The sequence below is a fragment of the Gardnerella bivia genome (assembly GCF_049262715.1).
GTDB lineage: Bacteria > Actinomycetota > Actinomycetes > Actinomycetales > Bifidobacteriaceae > Bifidobacterium > Bifidobacterium vaginale_A.
In genome coordinates this window covers 166265-182290 of record NZ_CP058399.1, presented here as the reverse complement: position 1 = coordinate 182290, position 16026 = coordinate 166265, and the positions used below count along the sequence as shown (strand labels likewise).

Annotated in this window: 13 protein-coding genes and 1 riboswitch; of the genes, 11 read left to right on the top strand and 2 right to left on the bottom strand. The window is 38.1% G+C overall.

The window, feature by feature from the left end:
- Window positions 1-5: 5 nt before the first annotated feature.
- On the bottom strand, window positions 6-671 hold the full coding sequence (gene sufU / locus HXT27_RS00885) for a Fe-S cluster assembly sulfur transfer protein SufU (RefSeq protein WP_103043482.1): 666 nt from the start codon (window positions 669-671) through the stop codon (window positions 6-8).
- A gap of 554 nt (window positions 672-1225) precedes the next feature.
- Between sufU and HXT27_RS00880 the strand changes: the two genes are divergently transcribed.
- The 11 genes from HXT27_RS00880 to HXT27_RS00830 all read left to right on the top strand — a co-directional run bounded on the left by HXT27_RS00880 (window position 1226) and on the right by HXT27_RS00830 (window position 15221).
- Window positions 1226-2323, top strand: coding sequence for a hypothetical protein (locus HXT27_RS00880; protein WP_103043483.1), 1098 nt, complete (start codon window positions 1226-1228; stop codon window positions 2321-2323).
- Between the two features lie 343 nt (window positions 2324-2666).
- Complete coding sequence (locus HXT27_RS00875; protein WP_075523587.1) at window positions 2667-3284, top strand: DUF3043 domain-containing protein; 618 nt, start codon at window positions 2667-2669, stop codon at window positions 3282-3284.
- Window positions 3285-3363: 79 nt separating this feature from the next.
- Window positions 3364-4170, top strand: coding sequence for a DUF4191 domain-containing protein (locus HXT27_RS00870; RefSeq protein WP_103043484.1), 807 nt, complete (start codon window positions 3364-3366; stop codon window positions 4168-4170).
- Window positions 4171-4253: 83 nt separating this feature from the next.
- On the top strand, window positions 4254-5621 hold the full coding sequence (locus tag HXT27_RS00865) for a dipeptidase (RefSeq protein ID WP_103043485.1): 1368 nt from the start codon (window positions 4254-4256) through the stop codon (window positions 5619-5621).
- A 161-nt stretch (window positions 5622-5782) separates the two neighbouring features.
- Window positions 5783-5885, top strand: a riboswitch (TPP riboswitch).
- A 44-nt stretch (window positions 5886-5929) separates the two neighbouring features.
- Window positions 5930-6529 carry an ECF transporter S component gene (locus HXT27_RS00860; protein WP_103043486.1) on the top strand — a complete coding sequence of 200 codons (600 nt, stop codon included), beginning with the start codon at window positions 5930-5932 and terminating at the stop codon, window positions 6527-6529.
- A 25-nt stretch (window positions 6530-6554) separates the two neighbouring features.
- Window positions 6555-9158 carry an ATP-binding cassette domain-containing protein gene (locus tag HXT27_RS00855; RefSeq protein ID WP_422113170.1) on the top strand — a complete coding sequence of 868 codons (2604 nt, stop codon included), beginning with the start codon at window positions 6555-6557 and terminating at the stop codon, window positions 9156-9158.
- Between the two features lie 297 nt (window positions 9159-9455).
- The gene (gene rplS, locus HXT27_RS00850; protein WP_075523582.1) at window positions 9456-9821 is read left to right on the top strand and encodes a 50S ribosomal protein L19; all 366 of its coding nucleotides are present in this window, start codon (window positions 9456-9458) and stop codon (window positions 9819-9821) included.
- 212 nt (window positions 9822-10033) lie between these two features.
- Entirely contained in the window at window positions 10034-10843 is an 810-nt protein-coding gene (gene lepB, locus HXT27_RS00845; protein ID WP_103043488.1) for a signal peptidase I, read from the top strand.
- Window positions 10844-10904: 61 nt separating this feature from the next.
- Window positions 10905-11729, top strand: coding sequence for a ribonuclease HII (locus HXT27_RS00840; RefSeq protein ID WP_075523580.1), 825 nt, complete (start codon window positions 10905-10907; stop codon window positions 11727-11729).
- A 27-nt stretch (window positions 11730-11756) separates the two neighbouring features.
- Window positions 11757-12872, top strand: coding sequence for a LacI family DNA-binding transcriptional regulator (locus HXT27_RS00835; RefSeq protein ID WP_422113169.1), 1116 nt, complete (start codon window positions 11757-11759; stop codon window positions 12870-12872).
- Window positions 12873-12980: 108 nt separating this feature from the next.
- Window positions 12981-15221, top strand: a complete 2241-nt coding sequence (locus tag HXT27_RS00830; RefSeq protein ID WP_422113168.1) for an ABC-F family ATP-binding cassette domain-containing protein — start codon at window positions 12981-12983, stop codon at window positions 15219-15221.
- A 148-nt stretch (window positions 15222-15369) separates the two neighbouring features.
- Here the strand turns inward: HXT27_RS00830 and HXT27_RS00825 are convergent, their stop codons facing one another.
- Entirely contained in the window at window positions 15370-15996 is a 627-nt protein-coding gene (locus tag HXT27_RS00825; protein WP_082266269.1) for an HNH endonuclease family protein, read from the bottom strand.
- Window positions 15997-16026: the final 30 nt, after the last annotated feature.

Sequence of the window (16026 nt, the reverse complement as noted above, 5' to 3'; positions counted from 1 at the left end):
AGATTCTATAAGTCTTGCATAGCCTTTGCAATACTGTCTTTTAAGCCTTCCCAAGCTAAAAGCGCGCATTTTATTCTCATCGGATACCGTGAAACACCTTGTAAAACAATCGCGTCTTCTAGTGCGTTTTCTTCATCTTCGTCAGCTAAGCCTGCTCCTTTAGATTGCATAAGGCAGTGGAACAGCTTTGCGAGTTTTAGTGCTTCGTCAACGGATTTTCCTTCAACTAGATCTACCATCATTGAAAGGCTTGCTTGTGAGATTGAGCAACCGTGGCCGTCCCATTTTATGCTTGAAATTATTGGATTTTGTTCATTAGCATTTTCGTAAGATAGTGTTACTCGCATAGTCACTTCATCTCCACAAGTTGGATTGAATTGATGCGATTGACCTAAAGATTGTTTTGATTGCGTGTGCTCTTTTATGTTGCAACTTTCGTGAGTATTGTTTAGTTTTATTTCTGACTTTAAAGTTTGTTGTTCTTTAAATTCAGTGGAGTTCTTAGCGTCTGTTTCTTGTGTTTCTTGTGTTTCTTGTGGTTCTGCTTGCTCAAGCGCGTTTGTGATGTCAAAATGAGTTTTTCCATGAGGGTTTCTTGCAGCGTCTAGAATTACTTCTTGATACATGCTTTCTAAACTGTCGCTGTTTGCTTTGACGCTTATATCAAACATGTGCGCTCCTTGATTTAGCTTAAACACTTTGATGAACTCGCATTGATTTTACCAATAAATTATGTGTTTGTTGACAGTGTGTGGTGGAAGAGGTGGAGGGAATGGTGGAGGAAGAGGTGTGGTGGAAGTGGTGGTTGCAGGTTTTAGAGAAGGAATATGCCCGGGCGTGTTGAACGTTGGTGTGTGTAAATCCTTGATTTTGCAAGGTTTTAGCATGCTTTAATGCGTTTCCTTAAAGTTTCCTGAGAAAATTCTTGAAAATTCTTGAAAATTCCTGAAAACATATTTTTTAATATAAAAACATTGGTGTTTTGTATTTTTTACGATGTTTTGCTTGTTTTAGTTTTATTTTTTAGTTTATTTTATTGAAATTGTGGATAAGTGATAGTTGGTTGGCTCTTGACTTTTTCAAACGGGGGGGGGTATCTTAAAAGCAAACATCACTTGTTTATAACTTGCTGATGCACTTCTAGAACTTAATTTAAAAGTTTTTAGAAGTGATTTAGTTTTTCATTACGTCACATGGCGTAGTGGAGAAGAAGAAAGGAAATATTATGTTAAATAAGAAGGCTATTGCCGCTTTTGCTGCTGGCGCTACTTTGCTCGCCGGCATGGCTTTTGCTGCTCCAGTAGTTGCTACTGCTCCAGCTTTTGCTGAAGAAGCTAAAGAGTACACTAACGCTGACTTTGAGAAGGAACTTGCTAAAGCTGAAGCTGCTGCTACTGCAGCTGAGACTGCTCGCAAAGATGCTTACAAGGGTGATGTAGCTACTGCTTTGAAGGAAGATGGCACTGCTAAAGATGGTTATGAAGTAAAGGCTGCTGAAAAGAAAGTAGTTAAAACTCAGGATCAATCTGAAGTACAGGGCGGTTATGCTTATGTAGAGTTAGTCGCTAAGAAGGCTGCTGCTGACGCTGAGTTGACTAAGGTACAAGCTAAGGCTGTTACTACTAAGGAATATAAGGAACAGCGTGCTAAGGAAGCTAAGGAAGCTGCTAAGAAGGCTTTTGCTGATGCTGAGAAGAAGCTTGGTGAGAAGCGCACTGCTTTGAATAAGGCTTGGGATAAGTATGCTCCTTTCAAGAAGACTGTTGAAGAAGCTAAGAAAGCTAAGAAAGCTGCAGACCGTGCTTTGGAAGATTACCAGGATAATGCTTCTGAGGATTTCAAGAAGACTACAGCTTATGCTAAGCGCGTAAAGGAATTAACTAAGGCTCAGAGTGTAGCTGAAGCTCAGCTTAATAAGGCTAATGCTAAGTCTACTGCTGTTGAAGCTGCTTTCACAAAAGCTTTGAACGAATATAACGCTTTCGTTGATGGCGATTATGCGACTGCTTATAACGGTCTTGGTGATGATGCTGATGTTTTGAAGGATCCAAAGTTCCTTAAGCTTGATGCTGATGATTTCAAGCTTGGTTTGGCTTCTAGCCAGGTAACTCCAAGCGGTCACAAGCCAGGCAAGCAGAACAAGCAGAACAAGCAAAACAAGCAGAATTCTAAGGATAAAGGCAAGAACGGCGTTCACATTAACACCAAGGGTCGTAAGGGCAAGAAGCAGCTCGGCAAGACTGGTGTTGGTGTAGCATTCGCTGCTTTGGCTGCTGCTATGCTCGCTGGCATGGGCGCTGCTGTTCGCAAGATTCGTCACTAAGCTTTAGTTTTTAAAGTTTTGTGTGTATCACTTAGGCTTAAATATTAAGTTTCTAGTGTTTAAGCCTAAGTTTTGTTCTTGCACTTAACTGCTTGGCGTGTTGTTTTGTAGGGAAACTCATGCTGGTTTTACTAAATTCTTTATAACTTTACTGTTTTTAATACTAGTTTGCTGTTTTTCTTTTCTTCCTAGTGTTAAGGCTATTGTTATAGGTTTTTAAAGTTAAGTGCGTTGGCTTTTGGCTGAATACTACTAGGGGTATTCAACCAAAAGCCTTTTTTATTGCAACTTGTTTAAACAGTATTATGTTTTAAGCGTCTAGTCTGTTAGGTAATCTGCAAACATGAAATGGAATCCATTTGCCAAAAAATCCGCCGAAGCTCGCGATGGCAATAGCGAGTCTAAGCAACAACTTAAAAACAATCGTCAAAAAAACGCTCCTACACCTAAAAGAAATGTGTCGCAAGCGCAAAAGTTGCGTCCTATTGTTCCTGTTGACCGTGAAGAAAGCGCGCGCCGCAATCGCATACGCATACGTGAAAAAGAAAATGCAGAGTATGAAGCTATGCGTTCTGGAGATTTAGCTCATATGCCGAAGTATGAGCAATTGCCTTGGCGTGTTTACATTCGTGATTACGTTGATGCGAGAATAAACATAGGCGAATATTTTATTCCATTTTCACTTGTTCTTATGGTTATAATCATGTCTTTCTCGTTCGTAAGCATGAGAATAATAAGCGTTATTTTAACAGTTGTGCTTTATGTGTATTTGCTTATTTGCGCAATAGACGTATTTATTATGTGGAGAAGACTTCGCAAAGAGTTGATTAGCAAATACGGTCCGCAATCAGTAAGCCGTTCTTCTAGATCTTTCACATATGCTTGGAGTCGCGCAATACAATTACGCCGCTGGAGATTGCCGAAACCTCGATACAAGAAACACGGAGTTTGGCCTAAATAACTTAGTTTTATTCGTTTAGTATTGAAACATAGTTATTATTGATTAAATAGTAAAACACGCAAATATCAGGGATTTACACATGGCAAAAAATAATTCTGATAACACAAAATCAGCAAAAGCTAAAAGCTCGCGAAATAATATTTTTTCTCAAATCATACGAATATATAAATATACGCACAGTGATGATAAGCAGTTGCCATGGTTTCTTGCGTTAGCATTCCTAGCTCCTGTTGTTTTAGGCTTAATTATTGGATTCTTGTTGCATTGGTCAATTGTCACTTTTATTATGATGATGATCACAGCAATAATGCTTGGATTCTTACTTTTTACGATTGTTCTAACTAAGAGAGCAGATAAAGTAGGCTATGCTCGACTCGAAGGCAAATCTGGAGCTGCAATAGGCATACTTTCATCTATAAATAAAGGCGGATTCTCATTCCCACAGCAGCCGATTTGGGTAGATCCTCGCACTAAAGATGCAATTTGGCGCGGAACAGGTCATAATGGCATATTTCTTATTGGCGAAGGCAATTATGAACGCGTTATGAACGCAATGAATCGTCAAGAGCAAAGCATTAAGCACATAACATTAGGATCTTTAATTCCAGTGTATAAATTCGTTGTAGGTGAAAGCGAAAAAGAAGTAAAACTTAAAGATTTGCGAGATAAAGTACTTCATGCAAAAAGTTATCAGCAAACTAATCATAAGTTTGTGTTATTAGCGAAACTTCACCCACGCCGTAGATTCTTTATGACTAAACTAGAACTTGCAAATGTGAACAATCGTTTAAGCACTTTGCAAAGCAAAAGCGGATTTGGTATTCCTAAAGGCATAGATCCTACTAAAAAACAGCATATAAGCAGACGTGCTATGCGAGGTAAGTAAATTTAATTATTTTTTATGAAAAGCTTGCAAGAATTATTAGCAATCATTAGTGTATTATTTTTTAAATAGATTTTGGAGGATTCATGGCTACTTTAGCAGTTGAAGATGTGCGTGAGAGAGTCAAAAACGTTTTCGATGACGTGCTTTGTGTGTTAAATAAGAAGATTTCTTTAGGTGCTGTTTCTGCTAAAGGCATTACTGGAGAACATATGCGCGTTTCTGCAGAGTATGTGGCTAAAGTTTTGCGTGAAGTCGGTGTTGATGCTCGAGTTGAACAGTCAAAAAATCCAGATGGAACTGATGGTGCTTTTGAAGTAGTTGGCTCTCGAATTGTGGATCCTAGCGCTCCAACAGTGTTACTTTATGCTCATCACGATGTTCAGCCTGTTCCAGATGAAAGCGAGTGGAACACAGATCCTTTCAAAGGCACTGAAATAGATGGTCGTTTGTATGGGCGTGGCAGTGCAGACGATGGTGGTGGAATCGCGATTCACTATGGTGCTCTAAAAGCTTTGAGCGATGAACTGTGTGTAAATATTAAAGTATTTATTGAAGGCGAAGAGGAGATGGGTTCTCCTAGCTTCATACCGTTCATTGAATCGCATAAAGATGAGTTTGATTCAGATGTGATTATTGTAGCTGATTCTGGTAATTGGTCTGCAAATATCCCAAGCCTTACAACTAGCTTGCGTGGAAATACTACGTTAGATGTTAAAGTTAAAGTTCTTCATCATCAAGTTCATTCTGGGCAATTTGGCGGTCCGATTTTAGACGCTTACACGCTTGCTTCAATGCTTGTTGCTTCGCTTTATAACAAGGATGGCGATTTAGCTGTTCCTGGAATTGAATCTCAAGAGCCAATTGGTGGTTTGCAACGTGATTTAGACGAGAATCAAGTTCGCGCTGATTCGTCTGTAGTTGATTCTTATAAGCTTGCAGGCACAGGATCTTTGGCTTCAAGAATGTGGACTAAACCAAGCTTAACAGTAATTGGCATGGATGCTCATCCAGTTGAAGAAAGTTTTAATGTTATTGCTCATGAAACTCGTTTGCGTCTTTCTCTTAGAACAGCTCCTTGCCAGCGTCCGGAGGATGCTCAAAAAGCTTTAAGTGATTTCTTAGTATCTCACGCTCCATTTGGAGCTGAAGTTAGCGTAGAGCCTTTAGATAATGGCATGGGATGGGCTATGGATCCTTCTGCTATTGCTACTAAAGATGCTTTAGCTTCTATGAAAGATGCTTTTGGTGTTGAACCTATTAACAAAGGCGAAGGCGGTTCTATTCCGTTTATTCCAGAATTGCAGCGCATTTTCCCTAAAGCTCAAGTTTTAGTGACAGGACCAGAAGATCCTCAATCTAACGCTCATAGTCCGAACGAGTCTATTTCTCTTTCTGGATTGCAATCAAATATTGTGACTGAAGCTTTGCTTTTAGACAGGTTAGCTAAGTAAGTTTTGATATCTTTAAATAAGTTTGACTTTGCTTAAGTATGTTTATGAAGCTAAGTAAATTTTATTTGCTAAGTAGTTTGATTAGTTAAAGCGTTATTTTATCGTCAAATTAAACGCAAATCGCATAAATTTTAATTGAGTCTACGCAATGTCGTAAACTCTCCAACGGACACGGGTGCTTTTTTCACACGAGAAAAGCTGAGAAAAACCGCTTGAACGTGAATCCAGATAATGCTGGCGCACGGAGGTCTGTTTCCCGTGCCTCAAGTTGTGTTACGTTTTGTAGCACATGAAAGAAAGGCACTATTATGTCAGAAGAAAATATTTCTACTAAGTTAAGCTTAAGGTGGCGTGTTGCTGATATTGCAGTAGCTTCCGCAATAGCTGTTGTATCTGCTGTAATTTATTGGGTTGTTTCAGCTTTTTGCACAGTACCTTGGAATTTCCTTGAGTCAATAACTCCTGGAATGGCTGGTTTAATTAACGGCTTGTGGCTTTTTGCAGGCCCTCTAGCTGCAATCATAGTTCGTAAGCCTGGCGCTGCTCTTTATGCTGAAGTACTTGCTGGTGTTATTGAAGGCTTCATGGGTAATATTTGGGGCGTTTTAGATACGTATCTTGTTGCAGTAGTTCAGGGTGTTGGTGCAGAAATCGTATTCCTCGTATTGCTTTATAAGCATTGGAATATTTGGTATGCAACTCTTGCTGGAGCTATTTCTGGTGTTGGTTCTTGGGCATTTAGCTTTGTTAAGAACTTGCAAGGTATTGACTTATTAGGAAGTTACGGAATCACGTATCTTATTACAAGCGCTGTTTCAGGAGCAGTGTTTGCAGGTCTTCTTATGTGGTTCTTATATAAGGGAATACGTGAAACTGGCGCGTTAAGTTCCTTCGCATCCGGTCGTTAAATATCATTGCCATAAAAGGATTACTATGCCTGATGACTCTAAAGCAGAAGCTATAAGAGAAGAAGATATTAAGAATTCCGAAACATTCCTTCCGTCGGATTCTTGTAACGCTCAACTACGTTTCGATAATTGGGGTTATCGTCATGCAACTCGCAAACATTTCGCCGTTCGTGGGTTGAATCTCACTATTGAAGCGGGGCAGAAAGTTCTGCTTCTAGGAGCATCAGGCATAGGAAAATCCACTATTCTTGCAGGTGCTGCCGGAATTATAGGCAGTAACGTTATTTTATCTTCTGAAAAATCTAAAGAATCTGAAGAATCAAAAGAATCAAACGGAATGATTCCAGTAGAAGATGAAGATGGTGGAATAAGCGAAGGCTGTGTGTATGTTGACGATATTCCTGTTCGTCAAGCTATAGGAAAAGTTGGATTAGTATTACAAGATCCAGATTCTCAAGCAATTTTCCAAAGATTGGGAGATAACGTTGCTTTTGGTCTAGAAAATATGAACGTTCCTCACGAGTTGATTTGGCAGCAAGTCAATGAAAGCCTTAAAAAAGTTGGATTGGAAGGTTTACAATTACATCGTTCAACATCGCATTTAAGCGGTGGTCAGCAGCAGCGTTTGGCTTTAGCTGGAGCGTTGGCAATGAAGCCAAGTATTTTGCTTTTAGATGAGCCTACAGCAAATCTTGACCCAAATGGAGTCGATCAAGTTGTTAAAGCTGTTAAAAATGTTTTAGATTCTGCTCATTCAACAATGTTACTTGTTGAGCATCATGCTGAACCGTGGATTGACATGATTGATAGGGTTGTGGTCTTAGGTTTAGATGAAGATATTTCAGAATCTGAATCTTTAGAAGAAGTCCACGATGATGATATTGCGCGTTCCTCGTTTGCTCGCACAATTATAGTAGCTGATGGAACTCCTGATGAAGTTTTTAATAGATCTGATTTAGATTTTACAGATCTTGGTATTTGGTTGCCATCGCGTTATAAAAAGTCAGATGATATATCTTATAAATTAGATTATGACTCTTCTAATGCAAATGGTGACGTAATTCTTTCAACTAAGGATTTGTCTATAAGTCATACAGATAAACCTATTGCAGAGCATATCAACTTAGAGTTCAAATCTGGTCAAATTACAGCTTTAGTTGGAGCTAATGGAGCTGGAAAATCAACGTTATCGCTTACTTTAGCAGGATTATTGCCTGCTTTAAGCGGAAGTGTTGTTGCAAGCGATAAGCTTTCAAATGGTCTTAATGGAACTGATCCTATTAAATGGAAATCATCTCAATTAGCTAAGCGCATTTCGTATGTATTTCAAAATCCTGAGCATCAATTTGCTTGTGGAACTGTTTTGCAAGAAGTTATGCTCGGACCACTTAGAACAGGTATGAGCGATGAAGATGCTCGAAAGCAAGCCGAATCTTTACTTAAAAGATTTAGCTTGCTTCAATATGCTGATTCAAATCCTTACACGCTTTCAGGTGGTGAAAAACGTAGACTTACAGTTGCTGCGTCTTTGGCTGCTGCTCCTAGTGTGATTATTTTAGATGAGCCTACTTTTGGTCAGGATCGCAAAACATGGTTGCAAATTATCAATTTAATTGAAAGTCTTCATAAAGATGGAATTTGCATTATTGTTGTGACTCACGATAAAGAATTAGTTAATGCTTTAGGCGCTCGCGTGATTGAGTTGTGTGCAGAAAATAGTTCTTGTGACTCGCGTAACTCTGATTCTGACTCTGATTCTGACTATAATTCGTTTAAAGATGAATTATCTTCAAGCGCAAGTAATACATCTAAAATTAGTGTGAGTGACGTTAATTTGCGTTCCGAAAATCCAAGGAAATCAAGCTATTCTCCGTTACTTGCATCTATGAATCCTGTGTATCGAATGATTGGCGCATTTCTTTGTTCAATACCATTGCTTTTCACTCTTGATTGCGTTTCTGCATCTTGTGCTTTAGCCTTAGAGTTCATTATTTTTGCTTGCATAAAAATTCCGCCTTGGAAAGTTGCTTACTTATCTTGGCCTGTGTGGATAGGCGCTCCAATGTCTGCTCTTACTGTTTTACTCTATGGTAAATCTGGTGGAAACACTTGGTTTCAGTGGGGAATGATTCATGTTACAGACAGATCCTCATCTTTAGCTCTTGCAACATTTTTAAGAATTTTGGCTATTGGAATTCCATCAATCGTAACTGTGATAGGAATAGATGCAACTGATTTAGCAGATGCTTTTAGTCAAATATTGCATTTTTCTGATCGTTTTGTGTACGGCGGATTAGCTGGAATTAGAATGTTTAACGTATTACAAGATGATTGGCGAGCTTTAAGTGCTTCTAGGCGATCTCGCGGTATTGGAGATGGGAATAAGTTAAAGGCATTTTTCCCTCAAATGTTTGCTTTGCTTGTTCTTTCAATTCGACGTTCTACAACTTTGGCTGTAGCAATGGAAGCTAGAGGATTTGGTGGATTTAATCCAAGATCTCATGCAAGAATTAGCAAAGTAAAAGTTTCTGATTGGATTTTAATAATTGTTTGTGTGATTATTCCGTTGATTTCATTAGCTGTTTCTATATACACAGGTTCGTTCGCATTATTTGGTGGAAGTAATTAAAAGTAAATTACTATTTTTATGTATAGGTTTATTTAGTGTTCTTATTGCGTTTGTATTGTGCTTATATCTTGTGAAAATGTCCATTATTATGCATAAATTTATGTTCTGTATGCTTTCGATAAGTAGATGCCGCGTAGTTTGCTTATCATCAGTCTAGCCTGCTTTATTTAAGATTTGGCAGATGGAAGCCCTGAAAAGCAAACTTTTTGGGAACGATTAGTCAAAGTAAAATCGCAATTTAGTTGATTTACTTTTGATGTAGCTTACGCCGATACGCGGTGGCGAGGAGGAATTATTATGGTGAATGCTGTAGAAGCATTTGATGCTAAGCATCTTAAGTCTGCTGAAGAAATCCCAGCTTTCCGTCCTGGTGACACTGTTGATGTAAACGTGAAAATTCAGGAAGGTAACAATTCTCGTATTCAGACTTTTACTGGTGTTGTTATCGCTCGTAAGGGTGCAGGTGTACGTGAAACTTTCGTAGTTCGTAAAGTAAGCTTTGGTACTGGTGTTGAGCGTCGCTTCCCACTTCATTCCCCAGCTATCGATTCGATTAAGCTGGTTCGTAGTGGTCGCGTTCGTCGCGCTAAGCTTTACTACTTGCGTTCTTTGCGTGGTAAAGCTGCTCGTATTGCTGAGCGTAGAGATAACTCTGCTAAGTAATACTTGCTTTAGCGTATTTGTTTGTTGAGTTAGCGTTTACTGTGATATCACTTTTATTGATTATATTGTGATTGATCAGTAAACGTTGCTTATAAAAGTCTTATTGTGCAAATGTGTTATGCGCTATGAGTATCGCTTTAAGATTTATTTAGTAGCGCTTTAGAGCTTTTATTGTATTTGCAAAATGCTAAATAGTATGTCAAAGGATTTATATGACTGCTGACAACATGGATGAAATCGATAATCACATCGTTACAGTTGCAGGGCATGGCATAGATCCTTCTCCTGTTCCTCAAGATGAGGATGCGGAGGATGCGAGCGCGCACGAAAGTTCTCGTAAAAATTCTACTAAAGATTCTCGCAATGGTAAGCATGCTAAAGATAGTAATCGTTCTGAAAAAAGTTCATGGCGTGAGATACTCGCGTGGTATGTTACTCCAATAGTTTTGATTGTTCTTATACGCTTGTTCGTTTTGGGAGCATACACAATCCCTTCAGGTTCTATGCTAGAAACAATTCACATTGGAGATAACGTTATTACTTCTAAGCTAACTCCTAAGATTTTCTCTTTGCATCGCGGAGATATAGTCGTTTTTGAAGATCCTGCAAATTGGTTAAGTCAAGACTCGCAAAATAAAGCTGGCATTCTTGGCTCAACTCGTGGAAACCTTATTAAGCGTTTAATTGGTTTACCTGGAGATACTGTTGAGTGCAAAGGTAAAGGTGAGCCGATTGTTGTAAACGGCGTAGAAGTGTTGGAATCTTCTTACATTCGGCCTGGTGTAGATCCTAGCGATTTTCCATTCAAAGTAAAAGTGAAACCTGGTCATGTATTTGTTTTAGGAGATAATCGCTCTAATTCTGCTGATTCGCGTTATCACAGGAATGACGGTGATGACGGCTTAGTTCCTATTTCAAAAATAGAGGGAGTAGCTGTTGCTCGTTTCTGGCCGCTTAATCGCATTGGGTTATTAGATTCACATCATGATGCTTTTGAAAAAGTCCCTAATTACTCTAAATGATTAAGTCTAATTATTTTGTTTATTTAATTTAGTTTTATTGTTTAATTATTTTTGATTTGATATGTCTAAAATACCTTTAATTCCTTCGTTAGATTATGAGCGCGATCTTTTAATTAAAGGATACGATTTTGTTATTGGTATAGATGAAGTTGGACGTGGCTCTTTAGCTGGTCCTGTGATGGTTGGAGCTGCAATACTTGGAGCTAGTGAGATAAATCTAGAAAACGTTATGCCAGAAGGTTTAGCGGATTCTAAACTTCTTACAGAACGCAAGCGAGAAGCGTTATATGAGCCTTTGAAAAATTGGTGTAGCGCATATTCAGTTGGATCGTGTACGAATCATGAAATAGATGATTGGGGAATTGAATACTCTTTAGGAATTGCAGCTTTGAAAGCTATAGGCTCTGCTCAAGAAAATCTTATAAAGAATATAAATAATGCAAAGAACATAAATAGCATTACGAATACAAATAGTACAAATAATGCAAATAGTATCAATAATGCTAATAATGCAAATAAAAATCTTAACGAATTTGAATCTAATTTGTTAAATAAAATCGTTAAACACAATAAAATGGCAGTAATTTTAGATGGGCCATACGATTATATACATAAAGTTTTTAATACTTTTGATGCGCCTATTTTACCTATTTCAATTGATGTGAACACTTTAGTAAAAGCGGATCGTAAATGTGCTAGTGTAGCTGCAGCGTCAGTTATTGCAAAAGTTACAAGAGATCATATGATGATAGATTATGCTGGTTTAGAAAAATATGCTGTTTACGATTGGGCGCATAATAAAGGTTACGGATCTGCTGCACATCGAGAAGCGATATCTAAATACGGAGCTAGTGATTTGCATAGGATTTCTTGGCATCTTTCATAATCTATACTAAAAAAGAAAGCTGGAAAAGTGGCGCATAATAAGCGTGTTTCTATGATAGATGTAGCGCGTGCTGCAGGAGTGAGTCATCAAACTGTTTCAAGAGTCATAAATAATTCCCCAGATGTTTCTGCAGCTACTCGCGTAAAAGTTATGGACGTGATCGATAAATTAGAATATCGTCCAAGTAATGCTGCTCGTGCGCTAGTTACAAGCAAATCGCATACTATTGGTCTTATTATTGGCGAATCAATGATTTTAGGCGTTAAAGATATAGTTAGTGCGATTGAGTCGTCTTCTAAGTCGCGTGGATATTTCCTATCTTTAAGTATGGTTAATGAGGTTTTGTGTACTCAAAGCGATATAGATCTTATTGTAAAAGGATTCGATGAGCAAAATATAGATGGGCTTATAATAATAGCTTCAACAGATGCGATGTTTTCTGCATCGTGTAAGCTTCGTTCGAATATTCCTCGAGTTATATTAACTTCTACGCATGGTTCAGTAAGTATTCACGAAGGAAGATCTTTACTGAAACAAAATTCATCTTCTAGCGTTTCAAAATTCTCGTTTATTGGAGTTAATCAATGGCGTGCTATGGCAGATGTTGTAAGTGTTGTAAATTCTAGCGGTCATAGGGATGCTTTGTATGTAGCTGGTCCTTTAATGTGGCGCGATGCTGCTACTCGTCTTAGTGCTTGGAATAAAATTTCTCAAGCAAATTCAATGAGATCTAGAATTATGCAATGCACGTCTTGGAAGTCTTCTGAAAGTTATTCGCGTATGAATCATGTTATAGAGCAATGCGGTGTAGAAGGAGCGCAATTGCCAAGCGTGATTGTTGCAGCAAGCGATTTACAGGCGATTGGCGTGATTCGTTCACTTTATGAACATGGATTTAAAGTTCCTGCAGATGTTAGCGTAGTAGGATTTGGCGATGATTGTGGAATGTGTGACTTATTTCCACCTCTCACAACTGTTAATATTGAGCCTTTAACTATAGGCTCGTTAGCTGTGCGAGAAATGATGCGACTTATTTACGGAGGTTCTGAGATTGTATTTGCAGATATGGCTCATGGAGTTGGATTGAATCCTGCAAGTGTTGTGCTGCGTGCATCTCTTGGGAAGCCAAACTATATAAAATGAATTTTGTTGTTTATTTTTGAATTTGTGTGCGTTAGTGCTTTTGTGTCTATGAGTGCGTATTTCAATAATATATAAATTCGTATAAGTCTACGGCTATATTTGTGCATTATGCCTACGTATGATTTGGGATTAGAACGAGTATCTCTTGAATTTGCGACTAAAACGATTTTTACAGATGTAACTCAAGGTGTATGTGAAGGGGATCGCATTGGAATAGTAGGGCGTAATGGAGATGGAAAATCAACGTTATTACGTCTTCTTTCTGGCGCTCTTTTACCTGATTCTGGTCGTGTAACTAGGCGCGGTGGATTAACTTTTGGAATGTTGGATCAGCGAGATCCTCTAGACGATAATGCAACTGTGCGTGAAGCTGCTTTAGAAAATCGAGAAGATTACGAGTGGGCTGCGGATACTAAATCTCGTGAAATAGTTGAAGCATTATTAGGTGGAATAAATCTTGAAGCACGAGTTGGAACTCTTTCAGGCGGTCAGAGAAGAAGAGCTGATTTAGCGCGATTATTACTTCATGATTGGGATATTCTCGCTTTAGATGAGCCTACAAATCATTTGGATGTTGTAACAATACATTGGCTTGCTGAACATTTACTTCATCGTTGGACTCCTGCAACTGGAGCATTGCTTTTAGTTACGCATGATAGATGGTTTTTAGACGAAGTTTGTAACTCTATGTGGGAAGTTCACGATGGCACTATAGATCCTTTTGAAGGTGGTTACAGTGCATATATGTTACAGCGTGTTGAGAGAGAACGTCAGGCTGATGTTCGTGAGAATCGTAGGCGTAATTTAGCTCGTAAAGAGTTAGCTTGGCTTTCTAGAGGAGCAAGAGCTAGATCTACTAAACAAAAATTCCATGTAAAACAAGCTAGAGAATTGATTGCTGACGTTCCTCCAATGCGTAATACGCTTGAATTAAAGAAGATGGCAACTTCGCGTTTAGGTAAGCAGGTTGTGGATTTAATTGATGTGACTCAAATTTTTGAAAACAGTCATAAACTAGCAAATATTGATACAAATATTGATACAAATATTTCTAATAGCATAGTAGAAAATAATTCGCGAGATGATTCTAATACTGTAGATTCTTCGTCATCCTGCTCAAATTTGAATGAAGTAGATATTGTTCATTCTTCTTTTGATCAGCCTATGCATAATGGTTCTGTAACTATTTCAATAGATAATACTTCAAAAAATTCTTCTCAAAGTAATTCAGAAGACATTTTGGAAGATAATTTGGAAGATAATTTAGAAACGTGTGCATCAATACAAAAGACTGTAACAGGCAGAATGATTCTTGATGATGTTACTTGGCTTATAGGGCCTGGAGATCGTTTTGGAATAGTAGGTGCTAATGGCGCTGGAAAATCTACATTATTAAGCATTATTGATGGTTCGTTAAAACCTACTTCAGGTCATGTAAACATTGGAAAAACAGTGAAGTTCGCTGTGCTTTCGCAAAGGCTTGATGAGCTAGAAAAACTTGGAAAATACAAAGTTAAAGAAGTTTTAAGCAGATACAAGCCAAGTTACGTAATTGATGGCAAGGAAGTAACTCCCGGACAATTGATGGAAAGGCTCGGTTTTAAGCCTGAGCAGTTGATGACTCCTATTCGAGATCTTTCTGGCGGTCAAAAACGACGTATGCAATTATTGCTGATTCTTCTTGATGAGCCAAATGTTCTAATTATGGACGAGCCTGGAAATGATCTTGATACTGATATGTTGGCTGTGATGGAAGATTTACTTGATACGTGGCCTGGAACTCTTATCGTTGTATCTCACGATAGATATTTGCTTGAACGAGTAACTGATCAGCAATTTGCTTTAATTGATGGTAAAATTCGTCATTTACCTGGAGGAGTAGATGAATATTTGCAAATTGTTGAATGTTTGCAGCTTAAAAATGCGAAGTCTTCTTTAGAAAATCCTTCTAATTCTTCTAATCCTTCTAATTCTTATTTGCAATCTTCAAATAAGAATTTGGAAAGCTCTAAAAGTGATGCTTCACAAGGATTATTTGCTGAAACTTCTGATTCGTCTGATTCGTCTAATTCTTCTAAAACTTCTGATTTGTCAAAAGATTCTAATGATTCAAGCTCTCAAAAATTAACTGGCAAAGCTTATCACGATGCTGTAAGACGAATTGCTGCTATTGAACGAAAGTTAGCTAAACTTGAATCGCAAAAGGCAGATATTGAATCGAATATGGCTTGTCATGATCCAAGTGATTTTGTTGGATTGCAAAAGTTAAACGAGGAATTGCAAAGCTTTGAGCAAGAATCAAATTCGCTAGAAGAAGAATGGATGAGTCTTTCTGAGTCGATTGAGTAATAAAGCTGATTTTGTTAGTGTTGTAAAGCTAATTTTGTTAGTGTTTCTAGATGAATTTCTATTTAGTTTGTAGATATTTCTATTTATTTAGATGTAAAGATTTCTATTTATTTAATAAATTCTTCTATTTAGGTAGTTGTAAATACTTCTATTTGGTTGGTAAAGACTGCGCGTTGCAAGTGTGAAGAATTGAAAGCATTTCTTGTTTTTCAATAGAAGTTACAGATAAATCATACTTGCGCTTAACTGCGATTTGCCTTGCAACGTATGAGCATCTAAATGATTTGTTTGAAGGTAGCCAATAAGCTGCTGAAGCAGAACCTTTCTTTTGATTTGCATCTCCTTGTACTGCAAGAAGATTTAGCATGTCGTTTCCAAAGCGTAGTCGTTTAGCAGAATCCCATTTCCAAGCTCCAGATTGCCATGCGTTTTCTAGAGCTACAACATGATCTATTTGTACTAAAGAACTTGTTTTGCGTCCGCGCTTAAAGTTAATCTCTAGGCCTGTGTAAGGGTCGTGTAATATCCCAGATTTTACTTTGCATGAACCTACATAAGTAAAACGCACGTGTATTAAATCACGAGCTAGAACGTCATCTCGTACATCGCATCCATTTCCATCATCGTCTGTAGTGCGATATCCGAAAATATGACGTTCGTACCCGCCTTTGTGAGGTGATTTTACAGATAATTGTTTCAATGCGTCTGCAGCGCTACCGTATGCTTCATAAGATCCTGTAACTTGAGCTACGTTATTGTTAAAATGAGGTAGCATCAATCCTATTATGATTCCAATAATTGCAGC

Excerpts from the sequence above, each read along its gene's own strand:
- sufU (WP_103043482.1), bottom strand. The coding sequence starts at position 671 with ATGTTTGATATAAGCGTCAAAGCAAACAGCGACAGTTTAGAAAGCATG.
- HXT27_RS00880 (WP_103043483.1), top strand. The coding sequence starts at position 1,226 with ATGTTAAATAAGAAGGCTATTGCCGCTTTTGCTGCTGGCGCTACTTTG.
- HXT27_RS00875 (WP_075523587.1), top strand. The coding sequence starts at position 2,667 with ATGAAATGGAATCCATTTGCCAAAAAATCCGCCGAAGCTCGCGATGGC.
- HXT27_RS00870 (WP_103043484.1), top strand. The coding sequence starts at position 3,364 with ATGGCAAAAAATAATTCTGATAACACAAAATCAGCAAAAGCTAAAAGC.
- HXT27_RS00865 (WP_103043485.1), top strand. The coding sequence starts at position 4,254 with ATGGCTACTTTAGCAGTTGAAGATGTGCGTGAGAGAGTCAAAAACGTT.
- HXT27_RS00860 (WP_103043486.1), top strand. The coding sequence starts at position 5,930 with ATGTCAGAAGAAAATATTTCTACTAAGTTAAGCTTAAGGTGGCGTGTT.
- HXT27_RS00855 (WP_422113170.1), top strand. The coding sequence starts at position 6,555 with ATGCCTGATGACTCTAAAGCAGAAGCTATAAGAGAAGAAGATATTAAG.
- rplS (WP_075523582.1), top strand. The coding sequence starts at position 9,456 with ATGGTGAATGCTGTAGAAGCATTTGATGCTAAGCATCTTAAGTCTGCT.
- lepB (WP_103043488.1), top strand. The coding sequence starts at position 10,034 with ATGACTGCTGACAACATGGATGAAATCGATAATCACATCGTTACAGTT.
- HXT27_RS00840 (WP_075523580.1), top strand. The coding sequence starts at position 10,905 with ATGTCTAAAATACCTTTAATTCCTTCGTTAGATTATGAGCGCGATCTT.
- HXT27_RS00830 (WP_422113168.1), top strand. The coding sequence starts at position 12,981 with ATGCCTACGTATGATTTGGGATTAGAACGAGTATCTCTTGAATTTGCG.
- HXT27_RS00825 (WP_082266269.1), bottom strand. The coding sequence starts at position 15,996 with ATGCTACCTCATTTTAACAATAACGTAGCTCAAGTTACAGGATCTTAT.